Genomic DNA, 23807 nt, shown 5'->3' with positions numbered 1-23807 from the left:
TACCATCTTATCCGCTTGCGCGCTAGTTTTCGATTTTTCTACGGATTAGGGATTATTTTTAAGGTAATCAATCGCATCCTGCAAGGTTTTAACGGGAACGATTTTCATCTCTGTCTTGATTGTTTTAGCAGCTTCTAGGGCTGTTTCATAGTTGCTTTTCGCATTGGGATCTGCTTTTTTCGCTTCCTCAGTGACTGGATTGTCAGGAGCAAAAAAGATGTTGGCTCCCTGACGAGAGGCTGCAACCACTTTTTTGTCAATTCCTCCGATGTCGCCAACATTTCCGTCCCGATCAATGGTTCCCGTACCTGCAACGATACGACCATTACGAAGGCCTGGATCTGCTATCTGGGTGTAGATAGCTAGACTAAACATGAGACCTGCACTTGGCCCGCCGATACCAGCTGTTGAAAAGCGAATTGGAACGTCACTTGTCACTTCCGTACGGTCAATCAAGCCAATACCAATCCCGTTTTTCCCGTTTTCGAGAGTGATAATTTTACCTTCAGCAGTCTTGACTTTTCCGTCTTCTTCATAGGTTACCTTGACCGGATCTCCTAATTTTTGAGAGTTGACATAATCAACCAAGTCTTTGGAACTATCAAAGGTCTTATCATTAACAGCCGTCACGGTATCCGCAATGTTCAGAATACCCTTAAAAGTTGAAGTATCCGTCACGGTCAAGACATAAACTCCTAGGTACTTGAGTTCGATATCCTTGCCTGCCGTCTTCAAGCCTTGATATTTGGCCATGTTTTGAGAAGTTTGCATGTAGAACTGATTGATCCGCATAAACTCTACATCCGTAGAGCCACCCGTTGTCTCCTGAGCGCTTCTAATATCCGTAAATGGAGTCAGCCAAGCATAGACAAGATGCGACAGGGTTGCGTGTCGAATACCCACTGTTACAAACTGGTAAGCTCCCGCTTCCGTATCCTCTGTTTCATTGACTTTTAAAACTTGACGAATATCTTCCGCTCCACCTGGAACTTCTATGTAGTAAGGCAAAGGTACTACAAAGGCTAAAAAAGTCAATACTAGTGCTAGGATGATATATAAGGGCCATCTAGTTTTTTTCTTCATGTTCTAATTCCTCCACAACACTGTTTGGGACATATTGCTGAATCTCCTGACCAAACTTCAGAAGTTCTCTCATAGCTGAAGAGCTAATATAAAGATGCTCTGGGCGACTATATAGGTAAACGGTCTCAATCTCTGGAGCCAGTTGATGATTGTAGTAATCAAAACTAGCCTCGTATTGCAAGTCTGTAGCATTCCGCAAGCCACGGACAAGAGTTTTGGCCCCCAGTCTTCTTGCAACATCAACAACTAGTTGGTCGTGAGAAGACATGACCTCTACATTATCTAAATGCGCCACAGCTTTTTCGACCGCTCGTTTGCGATTTTCAACGGGGAGAAAACCTTGTTTGTGGGGATTGTAGAAAACCCCAACATAGAGCTTATCAAAGAGTTTGCTGGCACGTTCAATGATATCCAGATGTCCATTTGTCATCGGATCAAATGAACCTGTAAATAACCCAATTTTATCTGACATAGACTGTCACCTTACTAATCCCATATATTTTTTCCTTCCAGATACCTAAGCAGGCGATTTCTTCTGGAAGTTCTACAGACTTATCGGTTTCGCAGACAACCATGATCTCTTGGGAGAAGAGATTTCTTTCTGCCATTTTTTCGATATCTGCAACGATTTGTTCCTTGGCATAGGGAGGGTCTAAAAAGATCAGGTCAAAGGGACCTTTCACTTGCTCTAGAGCTCGGTCAGCTTCCATCTTTAAGAGCTGAAATTTAGAAACTTCCTTGGTCATCTGGATATTTTCAGCGATGACTGCTTGGGCCTTTCGATCCCGTTCCACTAAGACAGAACTGGACATCCCTCTTGACACAGCTTCAATAGACAGACCGCCACTGCCAGCATAGAGATCCAAGACACGACCACCCTCAAAATAAGGACCAATCATGTTAAAGACGGCTCCTCTCACCTTATCAGATGTCGGCCTAGTCGTCTTTCCTTCTAGCGTCTTGAGGGAACGCCCTCCATAGATTCCTGATACGATTTTCATACCGTTTATTATACCAAATTATGGAAAAAAAGAGAAAGAAAACCGAACCTTGCGGTTCGATTCTCTACAAGATATTTTCGTAAGTGTCGCGGACTTCTTGCGGCCAAACACTAGTCTGAACCTCTCCGATGTGTTTCTTACGAAGAAGGAACATGGCCATACGAGACTGTCCGATACCCCCACCGATTGTCAATGGGAAAAGACCATTAAGCAAGGCTTTATGCCATTCCAGCTCAAGTCGATCTTCATCCCCTGTCAGAGCAACTTGGCGACGAAGTGTATCTTCATCAACCCGAATCCCCATTGATGAAAGTTCAAAGGCAGTACCAAGAGATTCGTTCCAAACTAGAATATCCCCATTCAGTCCTTTGTAGCCATTCTCAGACTCTGTTGTCCAATCATCGTAGTCAGGCGCACGGCCATCATGAGGTTTCCCGTCAGGCAATTCTCCACCAATACCAATCAAGAAGACTGCACCGAACTCTTTACAGATTTCATTTTCACGCTCTTTTGGTGTCAAGTCTGGGTAGCGTTCTACCAGCTCTTCTGTATGGATAAAGGTGATTTGTTTTGGCAAGATCGATTCGATATCATAGCGGGCTTCTACTGCTAGCTCTGTCAGACGAATAGCCTTGTAAATCTTTTCAACTGTTTCTTTAAGATAAGCGATATTGCGTTGGCCATTTGGAATCACTTTTTCCCAGTCCCACTGGTCCACATAAACAGAGTGGGTCGCATCAAGCGAATCTTCGTCAGGACGAAGGGCCTTCATGTGAACAAACAGACCTTCACCCTCTCCGAAACCAAAACGAGCCAAGGTGTGGCGTTTCCATTTGGCAAGTGAGTGAACGACTTCATAGGTTTCATCTGGAATCTGCAAGACCTTCACGGATACTGGATTTTCGACACCTGACAGGTTGTCCTGCATCCCATCCCCAACCTTGCTCAAGATGGGACCTTGAACTTCAACAACTTCTAACTTATCTTTCAAATACTGGGTAAAGGTATTTTTAACAAAGGAAATCTCTTCTTGCTGATGAATAAAACTTTTCTTCATAAACGGCTCCTCAAAAATTAGTTAAAAGCATTATACACCTATTTCCAAGAAAAGAAAAGAGTAAATAAGAAAAAGTCAGTGCTCTTTGGAACACTGACTCTATAGACTTTTAATCGTTTCGACCAAAGATGCGTAAGATGCTAAGGAAGAGGTTGATAAAGTCTAGGTAGATGCTGAGCGCCATTGAAATGACCCAACCTGTCGCTACTTGTCCTCGTGACTGCTCATAAACATAGCGAATCTTTTGGTTGTCCCAAGCAATCAAACCTGAGAAAACCAAGACCATGGCAATACTAATCATGTAGTCAAAGAAACTATTGGCTAGAAATAGATTGACGATCATAGCAATAATTAACCCGACAAGCGCAGCCATCAGAGCTCGACCCATTCCACTCAAATCCTTCTTGGTGAAAATTCCGATTGTCGCCATGACAAAGAAGAGTAGGGCACTGGATACAAAGGCTGACAAGACGGTCCCAGGTGTATAGAAGGCTACGACAAAACTAAGCGTAAATCCATTTAAAACAGAATAAACTAAAAATACTGGGAGAGCTGCTGGGCTATTTTTAGCAGCCATGCTACTTGCAACAAAGACCAGACCAAGTTCTGCAAAAGTTGCAATCATCAACCAGAGACGGCCATGCATTAAAAAGTAGATCAATTGGGACTGAAAGACTGTCAACATCAAAGCTGACACGAGAGCTGATAGACCTATCCCAAGTCCCACAAAGGCATAAACCTTAGCGTAAAATTGATTGAGACCTGAACGTTCTTGAATAATTGTTTGATTCATTCTGATTCTCCTTTTTCTATAAATATGTCTTGATTATAACAAAGATTTTATAAATTAGCTGAAATAAAACATCAAAATGCCTGCGGCAATGGCAACATTGAGACTCTCTGCTCGGCCCTTCATTCCAATATGAACCAGCTGATCAGCACTCTCAACCATGACAGGACTAATCCCCTGTCCTTCATTTCCCATGACTAAAACAAAGTCTTCTAGGGGAGAAAGTTCACGATAGTCTTTGGATTCTTTGGATAAGGTCGTTGCTAGAATGGGCAAGTTGCTCTTCTTTGCCTCTTCTATAAAGGTAGCAACAGGCATACGATAGATGGGCAAGTGAAAATGACTTCCTTGCATGGAACGCAAGGTCTTGAGACTGTAAATATCTGCTGACTTGTCTGAAACAATGACCCCTGTAAAACCTGCCGCATCCGCAGTCCGAATCATGGTACCCACATTACCAGGATCTTGGACATCTTCTAAAAAAAGAAACTTACCCTGACTAAAATCAGGCAGACCCACTTCTTCTTTTTGAATAACAGCGACAATGCCTTGAGGGGTTTGCGTATCTGCTAAGTCCCGCAAAATCTCCTCTGAAACCCAGACAGTTTGAGGAAAAGCAGCCAACTGATCTCGGTAACTTTCCAAAGCAAAGACCTTTTCAATCGTCACTCCAGCTTGAACAGCTTCTTCAAACAAGTGCCAACCTTCAATCAAATAGGCAGACTTTCGATATTTTTTTTGATGCAATTTCTTGGCATTTTTCACCACAGAATTGGCTTTTGAGGTTATAATAGTCATAGAAACATTATAACACAATTAAAGGGGGTTAGTATGCAAAAGGTTAGAATGATTGCCCAAGGCAGGGTGCAGGGTGTTGGTTTCCGTTGGGGCGTTCTTACTCTAGCGCTTGAAATCGGTGGCATCACTGGTCGTGTCTGGAATAACGACGATGGCACAGTGGAAATTCTCGCTCAAGCAGAGTCTTCTGCTACCATGGCGAAATTTATCCAAGAAATCCGAAAAGGCCCTACACCTTTCTCAAAAGTCACCTATCTGGATGTGCAGATGAGCAACTTTTCATCCTATTCAGACTTCAAAGTCGCAAATTAGGTCTCCAGAACTATTGTATATTTTACAAAAAAACAGTAGAATAGAAAGGTATAATTTTTAAAGAAGGAATGAAAACATTGAAATCTATTAAACGTTTTGCCCTCTCTGCTATGGGAGTGGCTATGCTACTCGTCTTGACAGGTTGTGTTTCTGTTGATAAAACGACTGGAGAACCGACTGGATTTATCTGGAACACCATCGGAGCGCCTATGGCAGAGGCCATCAAATACTTTGCTAATGATATGGGACTTGGTTTTGGGATGGGAATTATCATCGTCACCATTATCGTGCGTTTGATTATCTTGCCACTCGGTATCTACCAATCGTGGAAAGCGACGCTTCACTCTGAAAAGATGAACGCCCTCAAACACGTGCTTGAACCACATCAAACACGTCTCAAAGAAGCAACAACTCAAGAAGAAAAACTTGAGGCTCAACAAGCTCTCTTTGCCGCCCAAAAAGAACATGGTATCAGCATGCTAGGAGGCGTCGGATGTTTCCCTATCTTGCTCCAAATGCCTTTCTTCTCTGCTATCTACTTTGCAGCCCAGCACACTGAAGGAGTTGCTGGTTCTAACTTCTTGGGAATTGATCTTGGCTCACCAAGCATGCTCCTCGTAGCCTTTGCAGGTGTTCTTTACTACATCCAATCTCTCCTCTCGCTTCATGGAGTAGAAGACGAGATGCAAAGAGAACAACTTAAGAAAATGATCTACATGAGCCCACTCATGATTGTTATCTTCTCACTCTTCTCACCAGCCAGTGTGACACTATACTGGGTTGTCGGTGGTTTCATGATGATTCTCCAACAGTTTATCGTCAACTATGTCGTTCGTCCAAAACTTCGTCAAAAAGTACGTGAAGAATACGAAAAGAACCCTCCGAAAGTCAGCCCTTCTGCAGGTGCAAGAAAAGATGTGACTCCTAAGCAGCCTCAGGCTATCACAACCAATAAGAAAAAGAAAAACCGCAACTCTGGCAAACAACGATCTAGATAAGACTCAAAAGGCTTAGCTGAAAGGCTAAGTCTTTTTGCATCACAAAAGCCCGATGTTTCCATCAGGCTTCTTTTTATCCATGTACACGTTTCATATAGTCTTGATAGCTTTCTGTATCCATCAATTCCTTGGCATTCTTAACGCGATCTGCTGTTGGAGGTTTTACCCCTTCGAGCGAATAAGGAATTCCCAATTCACGCCATTTGAACTCACCCATAGTGTGATAAGGTAGGATTTCAAACTTGTCAACGTTTTTAAGGGTCTTGACAAACTTACCAAGTTCGATCAAGTCCTCATCTCTGTCTGTCAAACCTGGAACTAGCACATGGCGAATCCAGACAGGTTTTCCAATATCTGATAGGTACCGGGCACAGGCCAAGATATTTTTATTGGTTTGGCTAGTGACAATCTTGTGCTGTTCTTCGTTGATTTCCTTGATATCCAAGAGAACCAAGTCAGTGACAGCCATAAGTTTGTCAAACTTCTCAAGGTAACGTGGTTTATTACGGAAAGGCAGGGCACAGGTGTCCAAGGTACAGTGGATTCCTTGTTCCTTAGCCTTGGTAAAGAGGGCAATCAAGAAATCAATCTGTAAGAGAGCCTCTCCTCCACTGACAGTGATTCCTCCCTTGTCTCCCCAGAAACCACGATAGCGAAGGGCTTCTGTCAAGACATCGTCTACTGTCCGTTCACGTGATTTATTGGTCTCCATAGCCCATGTGTCTGGGTTATGGCAGTACTGGCAACGCATGTGACAACCCTGCAAAAAGACAATAAAACGAATCCCAGGACCATCTACCGCCCCAAAACTCTCTGTCGAATGCACCATTCCTGTCACTTGTCCATAGTCAATTGTTTCTTCAGACATATCGTCACCTTCCTTGAAACCGTTTTATAGTTTTATTATATCACGACTTGAGGGAAAAACAAGATTTTTGTCTATTTTTTAGAAAGCAATCTGTTTTTCACTTTCATTTTCATTTTTTTAATGATCGGGTTCAAAATCAAAACCATACAAGGTTGCAAAATAGTCCTCAGGACGCTCTGCACGGCGGATTTGACGGGCTTTGCCTTCTTCGGTATAGAGGATTTCTGCCGAGCGCAGTTTGGCATTGTACTGATAACCCATGGAGAATCCATGTGCACCTGTATCATGAATCACCAGTAAATCACCGATTTCTGTATGAGGCAGTTCGCGATTGACGGCAAATTTATCATTGTTTTCACAGAGTGAACCGACCACGTCTACGACCTCAACTGGCCCATCTAGATGGGTCAGATTGGTGATATGGTGATAGGCTCCATACATGGCTGGGCGCATGAGGTTGACTGCTGATGCATCCACACCTAGATAGGTACGATAAGTTTTTTTCTTATGAGTGACTCTTGTGACTAAAGCTCCGTGAGGGGCTAACATAAAACGACCCAATTCGGTGAAAATCTTGACCTGACCAAGTCCTGCAGGTGTGAGGACTTCTTCATAAACCTTTCGCACGCCCTCACCAATCACAGCGATGTCATTTGGCTCCTGATCTGGGCAGTAGTTAACACCGATTCCGCCAGAAAGGTTAATAAAGTCCAGTGAAATGCCCAATTTTTCTTTGATTTCCACAGCTAATTCAAAAAGCTGACGGGCCAACTCTGGGTAGTAGAGATGGGTGACGGTATTGGATGCTAGGAAAGAGTGAATCCCAAATGTCTTGGCTCCTTTTTCCTTTAAGATGGCAAAAGCTTCAAAAAGCTGGTCCTTGGTCATGCCAAACTTGGCCTCTCCAGGATTGTCCATAATGTCTGTCCCCAGTTCAAAAACACCACCAGGATTGTAACGACAAGAGATGATTTCTGGAATGCCTGCCGCTCGCTCCAGATGTTCAATGTCTTCAAAAGCATCCAAGTTAATGGTTGCGCCCAATTCACGTGCATAAGCGTACTCTTGGTCTGGGGTATTGTTAGAAGAGAACATGATCTCAGAACCAGGAAAATCCAGTTTATGGCACATCAAAAGCTCCACATAACTAGAACAGTCCACACCACAACCTTCCTCTTTGAGAATTTTCAAGATGGCTGGGGTTGGAGTAGCCTTAACTGCAAAATATTCCTTAAAGCCCTCGTTCCAGGAAAAAGCTTGGTTGACCGCTCTTGCTTTTTCGCGAATCCCCTTCTCATCATACAAGTGAAAAGGAGTCGGGAACTCTGCAACAATTGTTTCTAAATCTTCTCGGCTGATAAATGGTGTTTTCATAAGCTTCCTTCTATTCTGTTTGCAAAGAAAGGCTGGGACAATCGTTCCAACCTTTAGTTCTATCTCTTATTTGTCTTCGTCAAAGATATTTCCAATCTCAACATCGATGGATTGGTTCTTGACATCAATATTGGTTACTTTCAAGAGTGACTTGTAATCGAACTGCTTTTCACGTTCTTCTTGGGCATTGTCTGCAAAGACTGCGACACCAGCTAGTTCAGAATCGAACTCACGCAAGAGACTAATCATCCCGTTGACAGTTCCGCCGCCTTTCAAGAAGTCATCCACGATCAAGACACGACTGCCTGCCTTGAGACTACGTTTTGAAAGGAACATTTTCTCGATACGGTCACCACTGGAACCTGATACATAGTTGACGCTGACAGTTGAACCTTCGGTAATTTTCAAGTCACGGCGCACAATGACAAATGGAACATTGAGGACATTGGCAACTGCATTTGCAAGTGGCACACCTTTTGTTGCTACTGTCATAACGGCATCGATTTTTTGGTCCATAAAGCTCTTGGCAATGATACGCCCAATATTTTTCAAAATGGCAGGCGTACTGAGCAAATCAGATAGGTAGATGTAGCCACCTGGCAAGATACGGTCGCTTTCTGAAAGCTTGTCACGCAAGTCTGCGATCATTTCTTTGGCTTCATGGCTTGAGATTGATGGTGTAAAGATAACGCCACCACCTGCTCCTGTCACAGTCTGAATATGACCGATTTCGATTTCCTCAAAAGCACGCTTGATAATCACGATGTCCTCTGAAATCGATGATTTAGCAGATTCGTACTTTTCTGCAAAGGTGTTGAGACTTGTTAGTTTGTATGGATTATTAATCAAATAGTTGGAAATGACAACCATCCGATCACTTCTTCTTAATTTCATTTTTATTTACCATTCCATTTAATTTTGATATTTTATCCATTATACCACATTCACATAAAAAAACGAACATTATTGCGTAAAAAATGCTCGTTTTTCTTAAATTATTAATCTAAATCTGGTTTATAGAAGGAACGATTGTCCATAGCGAAAATTTTATTGGTCATCTCTCCTTTGTCCACCAAAGCCAGAGCTGTTGACATCATCATCATGCTGGCATCTAGATTGTCAATCATGTGGATAATCTCTGCCTCCATAATGCGTGGACGGACTGGACTTCCATACTCCAGCAAGCCATGATGACTGAGGATGACATGGCGCAGTAACACCACTTCTTCTCTAGTATCATCGATGCCGAGTTCCATGACTGTCTTGGTAATTTCGCTATCGATGAGGGCGATATGGCCGATAAGATTGCCTCGCACTGTGTACTCCGTCTGATCGGGACCACTGAGTTCTAAAACCTTGGCCAAGTCGTGCAACATAATCCCAGCATAGAGCAGGCTCTTGTTGAGCTGAGGATAGATTTCGCTAATGGCATCTGCCAAACGCACCATGGTGGCTGTATGATAGGCCAAACCAGTTTCAAAGGCATGGTGGTTGGTCTTGGCAGCTGGATAGGAGTAGAATTCCTTATCATACTTGGTGTAGAGACTGCGAACGATACGCTGCCAGACAGGATTTTCAATCTTGAAAATCATTTGCGACATGTAGTCACGAATCTCCTTGACATCAACTGGAGATTTGACCTTGAAATCAGCCGGATCATTGGGTTCCCCAGGCTGAGGCAAGCGGAGAGTAATTTGATTGACTTGAGGAGTATTATTATAAACTTCTCTGCGTCCCTGCATGTGGACGACTTTCCCAGCGGTAAAGGCCTCAACGTTATGAGGTTGGGCATCCCAGAGTTTTCCTTCAATCTCGCCACTATCGTCTTGGAAGGTAAAGGCTAGGTAGTTTTTCCCAGCACGTGTCTGTCTCAGGTCAGCTGATTTGATCAGGTAAAAACCTTCAAACAGCTCATCTTTTTTCATGTGACTAATCTTCATATTCTTCCTCATCTTCTTGGAAATGGAGTAGTTCAAGCGCAGGCTCACCTTCTGATAACTCAATGTGACGGAGCGTCCGCTCGATAGCTGTGGTACGACGGTTTAGTAATTCATCAATATTGCCAGAGGCATGTTGGAGATGCTTTTGTGCCTTGACCAGAATGCCCCCGAACTTGCCAAACTCGGTCTTGACACTGGCTAGGGTCTTACTGATATGGTCGGCACTCTTTTGGATATTGAGAGTTTTGAAGCCAACTGATAGAGAGTTAAGCAGGGCCGACAGGGTACTTGGACCTGCGACAATAATCTGCTCCTCCCGTCTCAAATCATCAAAGAAGACCGGATTCCGGACGATTTCTGAGTAGAGTCCCTCTGTCGGAACAAACAAGACTCCAAAATTGGTCGTCCGAGGTGGTGCTATGTACTTGCTCTTGATATCCTTGGCAAAGCGCTTAACGCTTGCTAGGAGTGACTTGCGACAACGTTCGATTTCGTCCTTATCGCCTGCTTCATAGGCTTCTTCTAGGCGATAATAATCCGCCAGTGGAAACTTGGAGTCAATCGGTAGGTAGACATATTCTTGGTCGCCTTGGCCAGGTAACTTGATGGCGTACTCTACTCGCTCGCTAGAGTTTTCAACCGTTGCAAATTCTCGTTCGTACTGGGCAGGAGTCATGATGTCTTCAATGATTTGCCCCAGTTGCAATTCGCCCAGAATCCCTCTCGTCTTGGTTCCAGAGAGAACCTTGTTGAGAGCACCAACGTCGCGGGCAACTGTCTGCATCTCTCCCAGACCACGATTGACCGACTCCAGTTGTTTGGAAACTGTCTCGAAGGAAGCCTGCAAGCGTGTCTGTAATGTCTTTTCCAGTTTTTCCTCGACCGTCTGGCGCATTTGCTCCAAGCGTTGCTCATTTGATTCCTGCAGGGCTTGAAGGCGTTGGTCGGTCTTATCTCTGGTTTGAAGGAGATTCTCGTTCATCTCCTGTCTAACTTGAGTCAGGCCTTGGTGCAACTCTATTCGCACTTCTTGCAAACGATCGCTGACAGCCACTTCCAAGTCTTTTTGATCCAGCTGGCTGACTTGTCTGGCTTGTTCAAAGCGGTAATCCAGTTGATCTGAAAGATTGTCTGCTTGATCCTCCAAGCTCTTGGCTAGGTACTTGTCTTGCTTATCTTGCCTTTGCCAAATGAGAAAGAGCCCAAGAAGATTAGCAACTAATAAAATAACAAGTAAAATCTCCATCCTATCTCCTGTCCTTGCTATGCAGTACGACTACATAGCCATCTGGGCAAGTCACCGAAACTTCCCTATCTATATATTCGTTAGAAGCGTACACTTTTTTAAAGAAAAAATTCTCCTCAGTCAATTCGTACTTAGCTCCGAGAATGGTCAACCTGCTATCCCGAACTGGCATAAAAGCTAGATAGTCGTAGCCTGAACGCGGTTCTAACTGACTGGTCCCTTCTGGACAATAGCTAATCAAATTTTGCCCATCTTCAATCGCTATCTGACACATATAGGGTGCCAACTTGGGATTGCTAGGTAAAAAGACATTGGCCAGCATATGATCAATGCGACCACCAAGAGCACCGAAAATAGTCACCTGAGCTTGAGGATTTTTTTCAAAAATCGTTAAGAGTGCTAGTTCCAGATCCGTATCATCTTTTTCCGGCCGAGCTTGGATAAAGTGCTGAGCACGCTTTTGAATTATCTGTCGCTCTTCTGCAGTGACGGAATCAAAATCTCCAACTGCTAGAGCGAGAGGTAGGTCTTCTTCCAAGACCCAGAGCGATCCTCGATCCACACCGACAAAGCAATCAAAATCCGTTCGATAATGACCACGGTCTCCGCCTGCAAAAACGGCAACCCTAGTCCAGTTGTTTTCGGAGAGCTTGCACTCGTTCATTGACATCTCCCTTAAAGACATAGGATCCTGCTACAAAAACGGTCGCTCCAGCTTTTTTAACCTGAGAAATGGTTTGATCATCAATCCCACCATCAACTTCGATTTCAAAGTTCAAACCTTTTTCCTCACGAAGGGCAACCAACTCACGAATCTTATCCATGGTTTCAGGTAGGAAGGCTTGCCCACCGAAGCCAGGGTTAACCGTCATCACTAAAACTTGGTCAACTAGATGAAGGACATGCTTGACAGCTTCAACCGGTGTCCCGGGATTGATAACGACCGAAGGTTTAACACCGAGAGAGCGAATTTTTTGGAGGGCGCCATGGATATGAGGCGTTGCTTCTACATGGATACTGATGATGTCTGCACCTGCACGCGCAAAGTCCTCTAAATGATGCTCTGGATTAGCGACCATCAAGTGGCAGTCAAAGACCATCTTGCTATGAGGACGAAGACTTTCGACCACACCTGCACCAAAACTGATTTGCGGTACAAAGTGACCATCCATGATATCGATATGGGCATACTCTGCTCCAGTTGCTTCTAGGCGTTTGATTTCACGTTCAAAGTTGGCATAATCTGCTGCCAGAATTGACGGAGCAATCTTGTATTGAGACATAGGTTTCTCCTTATTTTGGAATTTTTTTGCTGACTTTTTTATAGGTTTCTCTGCGATTTTCAATCTCACTGAGAAATTGTAGGTAGCTGGCAAAACGGAAGCTGGCAATAGTACCCTCTTCAACAGCTGGTTTGACCGCACAGGACGGCTCATGGGTATGGGTACAAGTACGGAACTTACAGTCTCGACTGACACTGGCAATCTCTGGAAAGGCCTGATTGAGGTCTTCAGCCGTTGACACTTCATAATCCAGTGATGAAAATCCTGGCGTGTCTGCGATTTTCCCACCATTGAGATTGTAAAAACTAACAGCTCGAGTGGTATGACGACCGCGACCTAGACTGTCTGAGATTTCTCCTGTTTCAAGATTGAGATCTGGTGCAATTCTGTTGAGAAGAGTTGACTTCCCAACACCCGTCTGGCCCATAAAGACCGTCACTTTCCCTGTCAACAAAGGCAGGAGTTCCTCCTTACTGGTCACAAAGTCGTAACCAATAGCACCATAGGTTTGTTGATAAAAACTTAATTCTTCCCTATCCTCTAGCAAATCCATTTTAGAAATATAGACGATGGGATGGATGTCCTTGTGCTCCAAAAGAACCAAGAAGCGATCCAGCAAATTGCTGTTGAAGTCCGGTTCCTTGACGGACATGATCACCACAGCTTGGTCAATATTGACAATAGGCGGACGGACCAGGCTATTTTTCCGTTCGTGAATCTTGAGAATATAACCTTCGGAATTTTCCTCAGCAGAAAAATCTACCCAGTCTCCGACGTAGGGTGTGTGACCTTTTTTACGGAAATTCCCACGCGCACGTGTCTGATAGACTTGACCATCACTCTCTACATAGTAGAATCCTGCTAAGGCTTTAATGATTTGTCCCTGCATCTTAGAGTCCCTGTCCTTTAAGCGCATCTGCTAGGCTGGCAAACTCTTCTAAGCTGAGAGCTTCCCCACGCACAGATGGAGATAAGCCTGCCTGGTCCAAAGCCTTGGTCAGTTTGTCCTTGATTTCTTCGGTCTTCCCAAAGTAGCCTGTCAAATTGTTCCATAAGGTCTTGCGACGATGAGTGAAGCTAGCCTTGGAAACCTTAAAGAAAAACTGTTCATCTTCCACTGCTACGGCAGGGTCTGGACGGCGCACCATTTTCAAGATAGCTGAGTCCACGTTTGGTGCTGGTACAAAGACCGTACGAGGCACGATAAAGGCAACCTTTGCTGTCATGTAATATTGAACAGCAATCGACAAACTACCGTAAGCCTTGGTATTGGGCTGTGCTGAGATGCGATCCGCCACTTCTTTTTGCATCATGACGACAAATTCACTAAAAGGAATGCCACTCTCGATTAAATGCATGAGAATAGGCGTTGTGATATAGTAGGGCAAATTGGCAACTACCTTAATCGGCAATTCAGGATTTTTGAAATTCTGGATATGCTGGGCCAAGTCAACTTTGAGAATGTCCTCGTTGACTACTGTTACATTGTCAAAATCACGCAGGGTATCTGCCAAAATCGGTACCAAACGGTGATCGATCTCAAATGCCATGACTTGAGCTGCACGCTCAGCCAAAAATTCTGTCAAGGCACCAATCCCTGGCCCGATTTCGATGACATTAACCTGATCATCAATTTCAGCTGTATCCACGATTTTTTGAAGGATATTGGTATCCGTCAGGAAATTTTGCCCGAAGGACTTTTTAAAGGTAAAACCGTGACGCTCCAGCACTGCCTTGGTCACGCTATAATCTGCAATTCTCATTTATTCTCTTTTCTATTTATTAGCTAAAAACAATATATAGAACCCACATAATTCCTAGTATCAATACAATCCAAAACACAAAATGAATACGATGCTTGTTTGAATCGGATCCAGTCATATCAAGCGCTTTCTTATCTTCTTGGGGGTTCATTTTCTTCAATTCATCCTGATAGGCAACCGAATCTAGAATATTGTCTTCTGGCAATAATTCTGAAGCATAATAATCAGGAAAACCCATAGCAAGGCCAATTAAGTTCTTATCCGTTAGAGAAAAATCCAAATCTTCTGGTTGATTTTCCTGAATAGCTCGGATATTTTTTAACAGTTTATCAGAAACTACAGACACTTGATTCATAAAAACTACATCCAAAACATCAAATCCAAGCACATCACCGTCTTTGACATTTGCAAGAATATAACGAACAAAGGCATCATATAGTTGCAAGGCTTGCGGGGCATTTTCTTCTAAAAAAGACCGATTTTGGAGGGCATTTTGCTGGAATTTTTTAATAGAAAGTAAGATATCTACATTCTGCTCTTGGTAAAACTTTTCTGCTTCCTCTTCATCTTCTTCGAGTTTTTCTGCTGTTTCCCAGAGAGCAATAGGAGCTTTTAAATCTTCTTCATCCCAAAACAATTGCCAAAAATAAGGTATTGTGTAAATTCCCTGTGTTAGAATACGGGCTTCATCTACGTTTTTTAAGTAAATATAACTTCTATTTGCCATATCGTTTCCTTTCACCATTTTTATGAAGGCTTTACCTTCCGTCAAAGTCACTCCAAACAGGGCCAACTGTTTAGATCACCTCTTGTTGTCAAAAAGTCAATGCATATTGTTCTAATTTTCATTCATTATCTTTTAAGAAAATCATTTATTCTCTTTTCTATTAGGAACGGCGATATATCCAAACAAATTCATTTCCTCTAGAACTCTGATGAATCAGGTCTTTTAAATAGATACTGGGATTCGTCAGTTCTTTTGTTTCTGTATGATAGCTTCTTATTGTCTGCCCACCATGTCGGAGAAGCCACTCTGTATCCAATCTAGGCAAATATCTGTCCTTTTGAAGAAAACTACAAAGCTCCTCAACTGTCATATCCTCCGGGATATCAAGATCCATCTGATGAGAAAAAACATCATCCCCATGCAGATAGACTCTCTGTCAACTTGTATTTTCATTTCGCTCTGTCCTTATAAGTTTCTATTTGAACGCTATCAAAATAAATCTAAGTACCTCTATTGTAACACATTCCCTTTGTATTTTTGGGCTATCTAGCTATTATCATAACTTTCCATAGTCTCTTCCACTTCTGCCAAGGTTATCCCAAATAACTCTAAGCGCTTGAGGAGTTGCTTGCCGTTGGAATAGCCGATGCGGAGCTGTTCGCCTAGATACTCTCTACGCCTACGACTGTCTGCTCCCGCTAGGAAACCAAGGCGAATCAAGTCGCTGCGACTGATGTCAAACTCGTTCTCGTTTTGAAACTGCTCTGTCACCTGAGCCAGCGCTGTTTTCAAGTCCTCATAGCTAGCATGTTCGATTCCCAGAGAACGTCCCTTGGTCTTGGATTTGGGAACCGCTTCATCTCGTTTGAGAAAGGCATGCTGCACAGTTGGAATGGTCGTCATAATCATGCGCCGAATCCGCTCCCCATTAAAATCTGGATCTGTAAAAACAATGACTCCATGCAGTTCATGCAAGCGACGAATGCGCTCTATATCTTGGTCATTTATTGCGGAACCTCTTGTTTCGTAGGTCTCTACATCAAAGTAGCGTTTGAGATTGACCGTATCATCGCGACCTTCGACTACGATGACTTGGGAAATTTTTTCTTTCATCACTTGCTGTCCAATCCAAAGATACGCTCTGCATTTGCAGTCGTTGCTGCTGCTAACTCCTCGGTCGTCATCCCACGCAAGTCGGCGATAAAGTCCACCACATAGCGAGTATAGGCTGTTTTGTTTTCGCGACCACGCTTGGGAACAGGTGCCAAGTAAGGCGCATCTGTCTCAACGAGTATTTTAACCAAAGGAAGTTTCCTAGCAGCCTCTTGGATATCCGTCGCTTTCTTAAAAGTCACCACTCCTGAGAAAGAAATGGTCATGCCAAGCTCGACAAACTTCTCAGCCCACTCCAAAGAGCCTGAAAATGAATGCATAATCCCACCACGAGGACCAACGCCCTCGCTCCTGATAATCTCATAAGTATCTTCTAGCGCATCACGAGTGTGGACCACAAAGGGCAAATTCAAGTCCTTAGACAGCTGAATCTGACGACGAAAAACCTGCTCCTGTACTTCCTTAGGTGCTGTCATCCAATGGTAGTCTAGACCAATCTCACCTAAAGCAACAACCTTGGGATGTTTTAGCTTTTCAAGCAAGTAAGCTTCGACCTCGTCTGTGTATGTCCCTGCTTCCGTCGGATGCCAGCCAACAGTCGCGTAGAGTTGTTCATACTCATCTGCTAACTCCAGGGCACGTTCAATGGTCGGCTTGTCAAAACCAACAATGTTCATCCGAGTCACGCCCATCTCAGCAGCCAAGGCGATTTCTTCGGCCTCACGTCTTGCAAATTCTTCTACATTTAAATGTGTGTGCGTATCAAAAATCATCTCTTCTAACCTCATTTTCTTCCATCTATTATACCAAAAATAGCATCCCTCGGCTTGTAAAAATATTCTAATACCAATCATTCTCCCTTGACTGCTCTTTTTCAAAGCAGTATAATAACACTTATTGAAATTTTCAGCAAAGGAAAAGAAAATGTTTAGAAAATTAAAATATACCTTTATCGGTCGACCACTCAAGTCTCTCACAAACGGCGAAGGGGGATTACTTGGAAAAATGCAGGCACTTGCAATGTTATCCAGTGATGCCTTGTCTTCTATTGCCTATGGACCTGAACAAGTCATTCTCGTTTTAGTCAGTCTCTCTCCTCTCGCTATTTGGTGGAGCCTCCCTATCGGTATTTTTGTCCTCTTACTCCTCGCTAGTTTGACCATTTCCTATCGTCAAATCATTCATGCCTATCCTCAAGGTGGAGGGGCTTATATGGTCACTCGGGAAAATCTCTCCCCTGAACTAGGTTTAATTGCAGGAGGCAGCCTCCTTGTTGACTATATGCTGACAGTAGCCGTATCCGTTGCGTCTGGAGCTGATGCTATTACTGCAGCCATCCCTGCCCTCCATCCCTACAATCTTCATATCTCTATTTTCCTAGTCTGCCTGCTCATGCTCTTGAATTTAAGAGGCTTGAAAGAATCTGCCAGCTCTCTGATGATTCCCGTCTACCTCTTTATCTTCAGTACCGTCTTTCTCTTACTTTATGGGTTCTTTCAACTATTTACAGGTTCCCTAAACTATCAGGCGACTTCAACCATTGGACAAACTGTTCCGAGCCTTTCCATCGTTCTCCTACTAAGAGCCTTTACCAGTGGCTCTGCCTCTCTGACAGGGGTTGAAGCTATTTCAAATGCGGTACCATTTTTCAAAACTCCGAAAGAAAAGAATGCTGCTCAGACTTTGACCATCATGTCACTCATTCTAGGTTTTCTTTTTGCAGGCATTACCTTCCTAAACTACTGGATGGGTATCACGCCTCAACACGGAGAAACCATCCTCTCGCAAATGGCCAAGGGCATTCTTGGTGATTCATTCTTTGGTCATGCTAGCTACTATCTCTTCCAGTTCTCGACAGCCTTGATTCTAGCCGTAGCTGCAAATACTGGCTTTTCAGCCTTCCCTATGCTGTCCTACAATATGGCCAAAAACAAGTACATGCCCCATCTCTTTATGGAAAAAGGGGATCGCCTTGGCTACTCCAACGGTATCTTAACTCTGGCTTTTGGAGCTATGATCCTTCTTCTCATTTTTAATGGGAATACTGAACGCTTGATTCCTCTTTATACTATCGGAGTCTTCGTTCCCTTTGCCCTTTCTCAGACTGGGATGATTCGCCATTGGAAAAAGGAAAAAGGAGCAAACTTCTTAAAATCTGCCTTCGCTAATATCCTTGGGGCCATCATTTGTTATGCCATTGTCCTCATTTTACTCCTCTTCAGACTGGGTGATATCTGGCCTTTCTTCCCAATTATCCTAGTTCTAACTTTCCTCTTTTTGTCCATTCACAGCCATTACCAAAAAGTGGCAAAACAGCTACGACTCTACGAAGGAATTGAAAAGCGCACTTATGACGGCAACCTTGTCCTTGTCCTAGTAGGAAATGTTACCAGAGTCAGTGTCGGAGCCATTAACTACGCTCAAAGTATCGGTGATGAAGTGTTAGCCATGCACATTTCTACTAAAGAAACGGCAGAAAAAGACCAAGAAATTCTTCAGGAATTTGCCGACTACTTCCCAAATATCACTCTGAAGAATATCAACACCAGTTACCGCGACATCATCACCCCTAGTGTTAAGTATGTCAAACGAATCGCCCAAGAAGCTAAGCAAAAAAACTACACCGTTACAGTCCTTGTACCACAGTTCATCCCTAACAAGCCTTGGCAAAATATCCTGCACAATCAAATGAGCCTCAAACTAAAATACGCTCTCAGATGGCACGAAGACGTCGTTGTCGCTAGCTACTCTTATCACTTAAAAGAATAAAGAAAAGGCCCTACCAGAACCAAAAAGCGTCTGGTGGGGCCTTTTTCTGAATCCAGCCACTATGCTTAACTAAAAAGCATGACTAGGAATATTATTGAATGTGGTTAGCTAAATCTTCTTGAGCTTTTTTGTTGGACTCAGTTTTTTCTTTTTGCCATTTTTCATAAAGTTCTTGGTACTGTTTCGCAGTCACGGGATCTTTTTGCAACTCAAGGTATTTGTAGTTGTCCGCATCCCCTTTGTGTCCAACGAATGAGAAGGCTCCTGTGAACGGTACAGTCTTACGGAAGATTGGATTAGCTCCTCCACTTTGAACTGGCAGAAAGAGAGCACTATCTGTTAGCCAAGCTTGAACTTCGGCAAATTTCTCATAGCGAACCTGAGTGTTTTCAACTTCTTTATCTGCCTCATCCAACAACTTCTTGTAGGTAGAGAGACCGATTTTTTCCTTAACATCATTGTCTTTTCCTGGAGTCAAGCCAAGATTTTTTAGCTGAGAACCAGAGTCTGGATCCAAGAGGTCAAGATAGGTCTTAGGATCAGAGTAATCTCCGCTCCAGCCTGAGATGTCGATGTCATAGTCCTTTTGTTCAGCTGTGTCAGCAAAGAAGGTTGCATTGTCTTTCTCGTCTGGAGAAAGTTGAATCACATCGATAACAATATTATCTGATCCAAGTGTCTCCTCAACCGTCTGCTTGAAAGAACTGGCTTGTTGTACATCCAACTTAGCAGTCTGATCCACCGGCATGTCTAAATGGATAGGGAAGATCACACCTTCTGCCTGTAAGCTTTCTTTGGCTTTGGCAAATTCTGCCTTGGCTTTATCAGCATTCAAGAAGGCAGGCTGAGCGTCGTTTAGATTGACATTGGCCCACTCTGAACCATAGTTGACTATCTTTTCATTGACAGCATCTCCGAAGTTTTTCCCACCAATTTGAATAAAATTGCTTGGTGTGACTGTGTTTCGAAGGATACGGTCAGCTCCATCTTCTCCATTTGTCTGTGCGGCGTAGGCATGACGGTCAAAGGCAAAGTTAATCGCCTGACGGAAGTCCTTGTTTTGCATAGCTGCACGAGAATCCGTCTTTTCTTTATCCGTCTGTTTCATGGTTTGATTGTAACTTTGACGGTTGACATTGAAGAGATAGTAGAAAGTCACAGCATCCTGAGGAGTATAGGTAATCTTATCTTCATTCCCTTTTTTCAACTGGTCAAAGACAGAGCTTGTCGGGAAGATACGGCCATCTGTGTAGTTGCCTTCTAAGAATCCTCGAGCCAAACTATCTTGGTCTGAACCATCATAGAAGGAAAGCTTTACCTTCTCAATTTTCACATTATCCTTATCCCAGTAATTAGGGTTCTTTTCAAACTCAATTAAAGATTTTGATGTGAAAGACTTGAACAAGTATGGCCCATTTGACAGGATACTAGATGGGGTAACACTTCCAAAATCATCACCCTTTGATTTCAAAAAGGCTTCATTGACAGGACTCAAAATCCCCCCTGTTGTCTTTGAATTCCAATAAGACTCTGGCTTGTTCAAAGTGTATTGAAGAGTATAGTCGTCCACTGCCTTGACTCCAACCGTCTCAAAGTCAGATGTTTTCCCTTCGACATAATCTGCCAAACCTTTGATTGAATCCCGTACCAAGTACAAGTTCTCAGCCTTTTTATCCGCTGCATACTTAAGACCCGTCACAAAGTCATGTGCTGTCACTTCAGCATACTCTTCTCCTTCAGAGGTATACCACTTAGCCCCTTGGCGGATTTTGTAGGTATAGGTCAAACCGTCTTTTGATACTGTCCATGACTGCGCCATAGAAGGAACGAGGTTGCCATATTTATCATTTTCCAACAAACCATCAATCAAGTTTGTCGTAATGCTAGAGGTTGAACCACGTGTCGAAGTGATATAGTCTAATGTATCTGGATTGCTGGCAAATACATATGAGTAGGTTTTATCTGTATTTGATTGTGCCGAACTACAAGCCGCCATCAAGAAGCTTGCGCTCAAAATTCCAGCCCCTAGTAGGAGGGCTTTTGATTTCTTCATAACTGTTCTCCATTTTTTATAGTATGTGAAATATTATACACTATTTCAGAAAAAATATAAAGCATTTACAGACTGATATTATAGGAAAAAGAAAAGTCAGTAGACTCGAGTTCCTACTGACTTCTTTGTTGAATTCGTTTGGATTATGCAGCCAAAACTTTGCGTCCTTTACGACGACGAGCTGCCAATACGCGACGACCGTTTTTAGTTGACATACGGTTACGGAATCCGTGTTTGCGCGCACGACGAAGTTTACTTGGTTGATAAGTACGTTTCACGATGAATACCTCCTCATAGATTTTGTATTCGTTTAGCCGGCTATAAAGTGATCAGTTACTAAACATACTTTACTATTCTATCTGATTCTGCCACTTTTGTCAATAGCTCCAGGCAAATGTTTTCTAGCTTTTCCTATGAAAGCCCTTATCAGAAACAGTTAAGAGTAACATTCTCTTCAGATGCGAATAAATCAGTAAAAAATAATTCTTGCTAACATACATTTCCTATATTGAATCCACCGATTTCATATCCCAAACTGTCTGCAAAAATCAGCATTCATTTCTAACAATTCTTTAAAAGGAACTATTTTTCTAACTGCACCTGATGGAGTGTACTCCATTGACCACATAAATGGATAGGTCAAAACAACTTCATTCGTTTCAAGCGATAAATCTAATTTGAACAAATCTGATACTATAAGTTCTTGATAAAATAGGTCTAACTGATTTGTAGTCACCCAATATAAAAATCCCTTATAATCTATCTCCAAATCCTCCCATTCTAATGTATCGGGGGTAAAATATTCTATTGAATTTAATTTTTCAATATTTATTGCAAATAGACCACCCAAAATATCATAAGCTATCAAACAACGATTAGGATTATAACATTTTGAAAACAATTCATTACAGTAGCTAAAGCCATTCTCTGAATCATTCCCCAAAATCTTTAAATAACCATTAACAGTTATATAAGAAAAATGTTCTAGGATAAACTTCAGTTCTTGTGGTGTTTCTATAGTATCCGTTATTTTTTTATTAAATTCTAAAAACTTAATATCATTGGAACTTTCATCAAATTTTTCAAGAATCTCTCTCATAGTTAGCATTTTATTTACCTATTCTCCACTATTCATCTTTACTCTTGTAGTTCATAGTTACTAATGTTTGTAATATTAAAGATTCTAATAATAAATTCTAATCTTTTAAGATGTTATACCTGCCCAGTATTCTTCCAAGAAAATAAAAATCTCAGAGAGGTAACGTTTAAATCATAAAAACGTTCGCTTTCTCTGAGATAAAACGCTAAAATCTAGCTGAACCCTATAGAACCCTTATCTACGATACTGTTTCAAGAAACGAGTCATCTTTTCTTGGATTTGTGCTAATTCATCTACACGAGGAAGATAAACAATGCGGAAATGGTCTGGTTCTTGCCAGTTAAAGCCGCGACCATGAACCAAGAGAACCTTTTCCTGTTTCAAGAAATCAAGAACGAACTGTTCATCATCATCGATACGGTACATATTGCGGTCAATTTTAGGGAAGATATAAAGACCCGCCTTTGGCTTAACTGCAGATAAACCGGGAATATCTTGAATGGCATTATAGATAAAGTTTCTTTGCTCATAGATGCGACCACCAGGAAGGAGTAATTCGTCCACTGACTGGTGCCCACCTAGCGAGGTTTGTACGACTTGCTGGGCCAAAACGTTGGAGCAAAGACGCATATTAGACAGCATATTGAGACCTTCAATATAGCCTTTAACATGGGTTTTAGGCCCAGACAAGACCATCCAACCTACACGGAAACCAGCGATACGGTGGGATTTCGAAAGACCGTTCATGCTGACACAGAAGACATCTGGTGCCAAGCTCGCCACAGGCGTATGCACATGCCCATCCATCACCATACGGTCATAAATCTCATCCGCAAAGATGATCAAATCGTTTTGACGAGCGATTTCAATAATCTCCAACAAGAGTTCCTTAGGATAAAGGGCTCCAGTTGGGTTGTTCGGATTGATAAGGACGATTGCCTTGGTATTGGAAGTGATTTTTGACTTGATATCGTCAATATCTGGGTACCATTCTGCAGCTTCATCACAGATATAGTGAACGGCATTTCCCCCGGCTAGGCTGACCGCAGCTGTCCAGAGAGGATAATCTGGCATAGGAACCAAGACCTCATCTCCATTGTCTAAAAGCCCCTGCATGGACATAACAATCAGCTCACTGACTCCATTTCCAAGGTAAATATCATCAATATCCACATTTGGGAAGTTCTTCAATTGACAATACTGCATGATAGCCTTACGGGCTGAGAAAATTCCTTTGGAGTCAGAATATCCCTCACTATCACGCGCATTCATAATCAAGTCATGAATGACCTCATCTGGCGCTGTAAAGCCAAATTCTGCTGGATTTCCTGTATTCAGGCGTAAAATCTTTTCTCCGTTTGCTCGCATCCGCATAGCTTCTTCCAAAACAGGGCCACGGATATCATAGGCAACATGCTCTAGCTTGCTAGACTTGTTATATTCTTTCATCTTGTTTCCTCAATTCATCGAGATAGTAACATTATACCACTAGAAAGGGATTGCGACAAGTTTCTTGAAATGAGCAAACAAAGA

25 protein-coding genes are annotated in these 23807 nt (G+C 42.7%); 3 read left to right on the top strand and 22 right to left on the bottom strand.

Annotated elements, in window-relative coordinates:
• Positions 1-45 precede the first annotated feature (45 nt).
• The 6 genes from M1F97_RS05740 to M1F97_RS05715 form a co-directional block, all read right to left on the bottom strand.
• Positions 46-1083, bottom strand: a complete 1038-nt coding sequence (locus M1F97_RS05740; RefSeq protein ID WP_247944484.1) for a SepM family pheromone-processing serine protease — start codon at positions 1081-1083, stop codon at positions 46-48.
• Positions 1067-1555 (bottom strand): pantetheine-phosphate adenylyltransferase, encoded by a 489-nt coding sequence (coaD, locus tag M1F97_RS05735; RefSeq protein ID WP_247944483.1) that lies wholly within the window; start codon positions 1553-1555, stop codon positions 1067-1069. Before coaD ends, M1F97_RS05740 begins: the two co-directional genes overlap by 17 nt.
• Complete coding sequence (gene rsmD, locus M1F97_RS05730) at positions 1545-2084, bottom strand: 16S rRNA (guanine(966)-N(2))-methyltransferase RsmD (RefSeq protein ID WP_247944482.1); 540 nt, start codon at positions 2082-2084, stop codon at positions 1545-1547. The genes coaD and rsmD overlap by 11 nt, the downstream gene beginning before the upstream one ends.
• A 64-nt stretch (positions 2085-2148) precedes the next feature.
• Entirely contained in the window at positions 2149-3141 is a 993-nt protein-coding gene (gene asnA / locus M1F97_RS05725; RefSeq protein WP_247944481.1) for an aspartate--ammonia ligase, read from the bottom strand.
• Between the two features lie 109 nt (positions 3142-3250).
• The gene (locus M1F97_RS05720) at positions 3251-3934 is read right to left on the bottom strand and encodes a Bax inhibitor-1/YccA family protein (protein WP_247944480.1); all 684 of its coding nucleotides are present in this window, start codon (positions 3932-3934) and stop codon (positions 3251-3253) included.
• Positions 3935-3988: 54 nt separating this feature from the next.
• A complete protein-coding gene (locus tag M1F97_RS05715; protein WP_247944479.1) occupies positions 3989-4729 on the bottom strand; it encodes a TrmH family RNA methyltransferase in 741 nt (246 codons plus the stop codon).
• 33 nt (positions 4730-4762) lie between these two features.
• Between M1F97_RS05715 and M1F97_RS05710 the strand changes: the two genes are divergently transcribed.
• Positions 4763-5041 carry an acylphosphatase gene (locus tag M1F97_RS05710; RefSeq protein ID WP_125450017.1) on the top strand — a complete coding sequence of 93 codons (279 nt, stop codon included), beginning with the start codon at positions 4763-4765 and terminating at the stop codon, positions 5039-5041.
• A gap of 77 nt (positions 5042-5118) precedes the next feature.
• On the top strand, positions 5119-6039 hold the full coding sequence (gene yidC / locus M1F97_RS05705; RefSeq protein ID WP_247944570.1) for a membrane protein insertase YidC: 921 nt from the start codon (positions 5119-5121) through the stop codon (positions 6037-6039).
• A gap of 73 nt (positions 6040-6112) precedes the next feature.
• Here the strand turns inward: yidC and pflA are convergent, their stop codons facing one another.
• The 12 genes from pflA to M1F97_RS05645 form a co-directional block, all read right to left on the bottom strand.
• A complete protein-coding gene (pflA, locus tag M1F97_RS05700; RefSeq protein ID WP_169446750.1) occupies positions 6113-6907 on the bottom strand; it encodes a pyruvate formate-lyase-activating protein in 795 nt (264 codons plus the stop codon).
• A gap of 117 nt (positions 6908-7024) precedes the next feature.
• Positions 7025-8281 carry a diaminopimelate decarboxylase gene (locus M1F97_RS05695; protein ID WP_247944478.1) on the bottom strand — a complete coding sequence of 419 codons (1257 nt, stop codon included), beginning with the start codon at positions 8279-8281 and terminating at the stop codon, positions 7025-7027.
• Between the two features lie 66 nt (positions 8282-8347).
• Positions 8348-9175: a pur operon repressor gene (gene purR / locus M1F97_RS05690; RefSeq protein WP_002874197.1), complete on the bottom strand. Its 828-nt coding sequence runs from the start codon at positions 9173-9175 to the stop codon at positions 8348-8350.
• 104 nt (positions 9176-9279) lie between these two features.
• Entirely contained in the window at positions 9280-10221 is a 942-nt protein-coding gene (locus tag M1F97_RS05685) for a 3'-5' exoribonuclease YhaM family protein (protein ID WP_084936802.1), read from the bottom strand.
• Positions 10211-11467, bottom strand: coding sequence for a DNA recombination protein RmuC (gene rmuC, locus M1F97_RS05680; RefSeq protein WP_247944477.1), 1257 nt, complete (start codon positions 11465-11467; stop codon positions 10211-10213). Before rmuC ends, M1F97_RS05685 begins: the two co-directional genes overlap by 11 nt.
• A gap of 1 nt (position 11468) precedes the next feature.
• Positions 11469-12131 carry a thiamine diphosphokinase gene (locus M1F97_RS05675; protein WP_247944476.1) on the bottom strand — a complete coding sequence of 221 codons (663 nt, stop codon included), beginning with the start codon at positions 12129-12131 and terminating at the stop codon, positions 11469-11471.
• Positions 12094-12750, bottom strand: coding sequence for a ribulose-phosphate 3-epimerase (rpe, locus tag M1F97_RS05670; protein WP_247944475.1), 657 nt, complete (start codon positions 12748-12750; stop codon positions 12094-12096). The genes M1F97_RS05675 and rpe overlap by 38 nt, the downstream gene beginning before the upstream one ends.
• 10 nt (positions 12751-12760) lie before the next feature.
• Complete coding sequence (gene rsgA, locus M1F97_RS05665) at positions 12761-13639, bottom strand: ribosome small subunit-dependent GTPase A (protein ID WP_247944474.1); 879 nt, start codon at positions 13637-13639, stop codon at positions 12761-12763.
• 1 nt (position 13640) lies between these two features.
• Positions 13641-14513 (bottom strand): 16S rRNA (adenine(1518)-N(6)/adenine(1519)-N(6))-dimethyltransferase RsmA, encoded by an 873-nt coding sequence (gene rsmA / locus M1F97_RS05660; protein WP_001216862.1) that lies wholly within the window; start codon positions 14511-14513, stop codon positions 13641-13643.
• Positions 14514-14532: 19 nt separating this feature from the next.
• Positions 14533-15240 carry a dimethyladenosine transferase gene (locus tag M1F97_RS05655; protein WP_247944473.1) on the bottom strand — a complete coding sequence of 236 codons (708 nt, stop codon included), beginning with the start codon at positions 15238-15240 and terminating at the stop codon, positions 14533-14535.
• 546 nt (positions 15241-15786) lie between these two features.
• Positions 15787-16353, bottom strand: coding sequence for a ribonuclease M5 (rnmV, locus tag M1F97_RS05650; protein ID WP_247944472.1), 567 nt, complete (start codon positions 16351-16353; stop codon positions 15787-15789).
• Positions 16353-17126 (bottom strand): TatD family hydrolase, encoded by a 774-nt coding sequence (locus tag M1F97_RS05645; protein ID WP_247944569.1) that lies wholly within the window; start codon positions 17124-17126, stop codon positions 16353-16355. Before M1F97_RS05645 ends, rnmV begins: the two co-directional genes overlap by 1 nt.
• Positions 17127-17277: 151 nt before the next feature.
• Between M1F97_RS05645 and M1F97_RS05640 the strand changes: the two genes are divergently transcribed.
• A complete protein-coding gene (locus M1F97_RS05640) occupies positions 17278-19122 on the top strand; it encodes an APC family permease (protein ID WP_247944471.1) in 1845 nt (614 codons plus the stop codon).
• A gap of 91 nt (positions 19123-19213) precedes the next feature.
• Here M1F97_RS05640 and M1F97_RS05635 read toward each other — a convergent pair whose 3' ends face one another.
• The 4 genes from M1F97_RS05635 to M1F97_RS05620 all read right to left on the bottom strand — a co-directional run bounded on the left by M1F97_RS05635 (position 19214) and on the right by M1F97_RS05620 (position 23723).
• Positions 19214-21175 (bottom strand): peptide ABC transporter substrate-binding protein, encoded by a 1962-nt coding sequence (locus M1F97_RS05635; protein WP_247944470.1) that lies wholly within the window; start codon positions 21173-21175, stop codon positions 19214-19216.
• Between the two features lie 143 nt (positions 21176-21318).
• The gene (rpmH, locus tag M1F97_RS05630; protein WP_000831905.1) at positions 21319-21453 is read right to left on the bottom strand and encodes a 50S ribosomal protein L34; all 135 of its coding nucleotides are present in this window, start codon (positions 21451-21453) and stop codon (positions 21319-21321) included.
• Between the two features lie 245 nt (positions 21454-21698).
• Positions 21699-22283, bottom strand: coding sequence for a DUF2625 family protein (locus M1F97_RS05625; RefSeq protein ID WP_084948409.1), 585 nt, complete (start codon positions 22281-22283; stop codon positions 21699-21701).
• 225 nt (positions 22284-22508) lie between these two features.
• The gene (locus M1F97_RS05620; RefSeq protein WP_000666480.1) at positions 22509-23723 is read right to left on the bottom strand and encodes a pyridoxal phosphate-dependent aminotransferase; all 1215 of its coding nucleotides are present in this window, start codon (positions 23721-23723) and stop codon (positions 22509-22511) included.
• Positions 23724-23807 lie beyond the last annotated feature (84 nt).

Origin of the sequence: Streptococcus oralis (genome assembly GCF_023110435.1) — a bacterium.
GTDB classification, from domain to species: Bacteria; Bacillota; Bacilli; order Lactobacillales; family Streptococcaceae; genus Streptococcus; species Streptococcus oralis_CF.
This window is presented reverse-complemented; position numbering and strand designations above follow the sequence as displayed.